Raw genomic sequence first — 4,416 nt, 5'->3', positions numbered from 1 at the left:
GAGCTTGCACCGAGCGACTGGGGTGGAGTTGTCGCGCGCCGGGCGAAAAAGGGTCCCATCGAGGACGGCGGCTGGAGTATCTTCATCTCGGCCGAGTCCGACTACTCACACAGCCAGCCGCATACCAACGTAGCCATGTTCGCGAATGGCGAGGAGGCCTGGTACGGCTGGCCGAAGAGTGACGAGTATGAGGCTCTTCGGGCCAAATGGACAGAAGTTGACACGCTCGAAGAACGCAAGGACCTAGCCCGCAGCATGCAGCGGTTGTACTGGGACTACGTTGGTACGGTTCTGATGGGCGAATATTTTCAGCCAATCGCGCGCCGCAAGGCGCTCACCGGTCTCATCGGCGCACCAGATTTCGTCCCGATGTGGAACATGCAGAAGGTCTGAGGGACATGGCCGGCTACATCCTTCGCAGAATGGTTTCGGCCATCGCTGTCATGGCGATGGTCGGGATCTTCGTCTTCCTGCTTCTCAGGCTGGCTCCCGGCGACCCAGCGGCGATCATTGCGGGCAAGTCGGCTACTGAGGAGATTGTCGCCGGCATTCGCGAGCAACTGGGCTTGAACGACCCACTGCCAGTTCAGTTTGTGCGTTGGTCCTTCGGCATTCTCGGAGGGGATTTGGGGACGTCGATTTTTGCTGGACGACCGGTTCTCGAACTCATCTCTCAGCGGCTGGAACCCACCATCTCACTTTCGATCCTAACGATGATTCTTTCGGTCTCGTTCGGTGTCTCCGTCGGCATTCTTGCCGCATGGCGAGCCGGCGGCGTTGTTGATCGCGTCCTCACGGCATTCGCGACACTTGGTTTTTCCGTACCGGTGTTTGTTGTCGGCTTTTTTCTCATATACTTGTTCGCGATCAGCATGCATTGGCTGCCGGTGCAAGGATACCGGACCATTGGCCAAGGACTTGGGCCATGGTTTTTGCACCTGATCCTACCGACGCTCACTTTAAGTCTTGGATATATTGCGTTCATCGCCCGGATTTCGCGAGCGAGCATGCTCGAGGTCCTGTCGGAAGACTACATGCGAACAGCCGCGGCCAAGGGTGCATCATCCTATTCCATGCTTTTCCACCATGCTTTGAAGAATGCAGGTGCCCCAATTCTCACCGTGATCGGGTTAAGTTTCGCAGGTCTGATTGGGGGTGTTGTCATCACGGAAACGGTTTTCAACATACCTGGCGTGGGTCGCTTGGTGGTCGATGCGATCAACAACCGTGATTACCCTATCATTCAAGGCGTGCTCATCCTCGTTTCGGGCCTGTACGTCTTAATCAATCTGGCGGTCGATCTTTCCTACACCCTGGTCGATCCTCGCATCCGGTACTGATATGACACTCCTCTCCGCACCAATTGAAACCGTTCCGACGGGCCTGCAGCTATCTGAGGTTCCCCGTCTGGCAAGGCGCCATCCCCTGGTCGTGATCGGCGGCGGCCTCTTGGCGATACTGATCGTTCTAGCACTCGCTGCCCCGCTTTACGCTGGCGATCCTCTGAGCATGGATCCATTTAAACGGCTCCAACCGCCTTCTGCGGAGTTCTGGTTCGGCACCGATAATCTTGGCCGTGACGTGTTTGCCCGAACCATCTTCGGTGCCCGAATATCGCTTATGGTCGGGCTGACTTCGGGGGCAGGGGCGGCTCTGGGCGGTCTTCTGGTCGGTGTCATGGCCGGCTACAGCCGCGCCTTCGATAGTATCGTGATGCGGGTCATGGACGGCCTGATGTCGATCCCGACGATTCTGCTTGCTATCGCCCTTATTTCGCTGACTGGCCCCGGAATTGGGATCCTGATCCTTGCCATCACGATCGTCCAGGTGCCAAGCGTCACGCGGCTGGTTCGTTCGGTGGTTATGAGTGTTCGTGAGCGTCCTTACGTCGAGGCCGCTCTATGCGGCGGTGCGCGTCTGCCGAAGGTGCTGTGGCGGCATATCCTGCCGAGCACCATTCCGGCGCTTATGGTGCAGAGTGCCATTGTCTGCGCAGATGCGATTCTGACAGAGGCCGGGCTGAGCTTTCTCGGCGTGGGCGTGCCCCCCGAGATTCCGAGCTGGGGCAACATGATCTCAAGCTCTCGCTTGTATCTCGCCATAGCCCCGTTGACCATTTTTGCTCCCGGCATTTGCCTTGCCGTCATGGTCCTTGCCGTAAACCTGCTCGGGGATGGTTTGCGGGATCTGTTCGACCCTCGTGTGAAACGGAGGCGCTGACTTGCAATGCATGGACCCATAGTGAATGACGTGCTTCTCGATGTTCGAGGCCTGGAGACCCACTTCTACGGAGAAGAGGGCGTCACCCGGGCCGTGGACAGCATCAGCTTCCAGGTAAAGGGCGGTGAAACGCTCGGAGTCGTCGGCGAATCCGGCTGCGGCAAGAGCGTCACCGCTCTTTCCATTCTTCGCCTGCTGCCGAAAATGACCGCCAAGACCGTCGGCGGCGAGATCCGTTTTCGCGGACGAGATCTCTTGAAACTCTCCGACCGTGAGATGCGAAAAGTCCGCGGTGACCAGATCGCCATGGTCTTCCAGGAGCCAATGACGAGCCTGAACCCGGTTTACACCGTCGGTCGACAGATCGCTGAAGCAGTGCAGATACATACGAGAGCCTCCCGTTCAGAAGCGATGGCTAAGGCGCAAGAGATGCTCCGTCTCGTCCGCATCGCGGACCCCGAGCGCCGGGTCAACAACTATCCCCACGAAATGTCAGGTGGCATGCGACAGCGTGCCATGATTGCCATGGCGCTCGCGTGCTCACCGGAACTTTTGATTGCAGACGAGCCTACAACTGCGCTCGACGTCACCATTCAGGCGCAGATCCTGCGGCTGATCGTGGATCTAAAAGAGCGGACGGGAACGGCGGTGATGTTCATCACACATGATCTTGGCGTTGTAGCCGAGACATGCCAACGCGTGATCGTCATGTATGCTGGCCGTATCGTGGAGCAAGCGAGTGTAATCGATTTGTTCGCGCGCCCTGCGCATCCATACACTTTGGGTCTCATGCGCTCGGTGCCCGATCCGCGGCGTGGCCGCCGAGACCGCCTGCCGGAAATTGCTGGTATCGTGCCCAGCCTACGGGAGCCGATCGTCGGATGCAGTTTCGCGCCTCGCTGCCCGTTCGCGATAGATATTTGCCGAGAGAAGACGCCCGTCATGCTTGATGTCGGGTACGGCCATGCCGCTGCCTGCTGGCGCGCCGAAGAGGTAGTGTGCTCATGAGTAGTCCTCTGCTGAAAGTCGAGAATCTGACCAAGCATTATCCGCTCGGCGCGGGAATCTTGAAGAAGACTATCCCGGTGGTGCGGGCGGTGGAGGATGTATCCTTCTCGGTTGAGGCGGGCGAGACGCTCTGCATCGTTGGCGAATCCGGCTGCGGAAAGTCCACCGTCGCGCGGCTCCTAATGCGGCTCACCGAACCGACGGCTGGTCGCGTAATGATCAACGGCACCGACATTGCGGGTCTCAACAAGAATGCGGTTCGCGCGTGGCGCCGGCGCATGCAGATGGTGTTCCAGGATCCTTATTCGTCGTTGAACCCGCGCCTCACCGCCGGGCAGATCATCACCGAACCCGTTGAGAATTTTGAGCGCCTCAGCCGGAAGCAGCGAAAGGCGCGTGCTGCGGAGCTTCTGCGAAAGGTCGGTATGTCGCCCGAGATGATGGACAGGCTTCCGTCGGAGTTGTCGGGCGGCCAGCGGCAGCGACTCGGGATTGCGCGGGCCCTTGCTCTTGAGCCCTCGCTTATCATCGCCGACGAGGCGGTCTCAGCGCTTGATGTGTCCGTGCAGGCACAAATCCTGAACTTGTTGACGGATCTGCAGCAGCAAATGGGCATCGCCTTTATTTTTATCTCACACGACCTTGGCGTGGTGGAGCATATCGGTCACCGTGTTGCGGTCATGTATTTGGGCCGAATTGTCGAGCTTGCTCCATGCGATGCGCTCTTCGCCAAGCCCGTACACCCATACACCGAGGCGCTGCTCGCGGCTGCCCCGGTTCCGGATCCAACCCGACTTCGGCTTGAAGCGCCCGTCGAGGGCGAGGTGCCTAGCCCCATCAATCCGCCAAACGGCTGCGCGTTTCATCCGCGCTGTCCGCTAGCAGTCGAGCGTTGCCGCGTCGTCGTGCCGCCTTTGGTGCCGACGGCAGACGGGCGGGTCGTCGCCTGTCATGTGCGCGCTCCGGCGACAGAAATCTCGAGCGAGCCCTCTGCAGCGGCAAATCCTTCGCTCGCTGTCAGCTAGTTGAAAAGCGCGGTCGACGAGCCGCAACGCATTGCTGATATGAGTGCCATTTCTTGCCACGGCTCAACAAAGAGATGAAAGAAACGCCTATGGTAGATCATTCACACGGTGATCATGGGGTCATCGAGGTTAGTGCCTATGACGCGGTCGGTTCGATTGCAAC

Annotated in this window: 4 protein-coding genes and 1 pseudogene; all 5 read left to right on the top strand. The window is 59.0% G+C overall.

The features are described 5' to 3' along the window. A pseudogene (locus AC0L24_RS33720) lies at nucleotides 1–393 on the top strand (ABC transporter substrate-binding protein); the annotation flags it as partial. Nucleotides 394–398: 5 nt separating this feature from the next. After that, a complete protein-coding gene (locus AC0L24_RS33715) occupies nucleotides 399–1,340 on the top strand; it encodes an ABC transporter permease (RefSeq protein ID WP_473565063.1) in 942 nt (313 codons plus the stop codon). A 1-nt stretch (nucleotide 1,341) separates the two neighbouring features. Further along, entirely contained in the window at nucleotides 1,342–2,220 is an 879-nt protein-coding gene (locus AC0L24_RS33710; RefSeq protein WP_473565062.1) for an ABC transporter permease, read from the top strand. Between the two features lie 6 nt (nucleotides 2,221–2,226). Further along, nucleotides 2,227–3,228, top strand: coding sequence for an ABC transporter ATP-binding protein (locus tag AC0L24_RS33705; RefSeq protein WP_473565060.1), 1,002 nt, complete (start codon nucleotides 2,227–2,229; stop codon nucleotides 3,226–3,228). Further along, nucleotides 3,225–4,253, top strand: a complete 1,029-nt coding sequence (locus AC0L24_RS33700) for an ABC transporter ATP-binding protein (RefSeq protein WP_473565059.1) — start codon at nucleotides 3,225–3,227, stop codon at nucleotides 4,251–4,253. Before AC0L24_RS33705 ends, AC0L24_RS33700 begins: the two co-directional genes overlap by 4 nt. The last annotated feature ends 163 nt before the right edge of the window (nucleotides 4,254–4,416 follow it).

This window comes from Mesorhizobium sp. WSM4809, from assembly GCF_055811655.1.
This window is presented reverse-complemented; position numbering and strand designations above follow the sequence as displayed.

What these genes read in the sequence shown, in the direction of transcription:
- AC0L24_RS33700 (WP_473565059.1), top strand. Translation starts at nt 3,225, where the DNA reads ATGAGTAGTCCTCTGCTGAAAGTCGAGAATCTGACCAAGCATTATCCG.
- AC0L24_RS33710 (WP_473565062.1), top strand. Translation starts at nt 1,342, where the DNA reads ATGACACTCCTCTCCGCACCAATTGAAACCGTTCCGACGGGCCTGCAG.
- AC0L24_RS33715 (WP_473565063.1), top strand. Translation starts at nt 399, where the DNA reads ATGGCCGGCTACATCCTTCGCAGAATGGTTTCGGCCATCGCTGTCATG.
- AC0L24_RS33705 (WP_473565060.1), top strand. Translation starts at nt 2,227, where the DNA reads ATGCATGGACCCATAGTGAATGACGTGCTTCTCGATGTTCGAGGCCTG.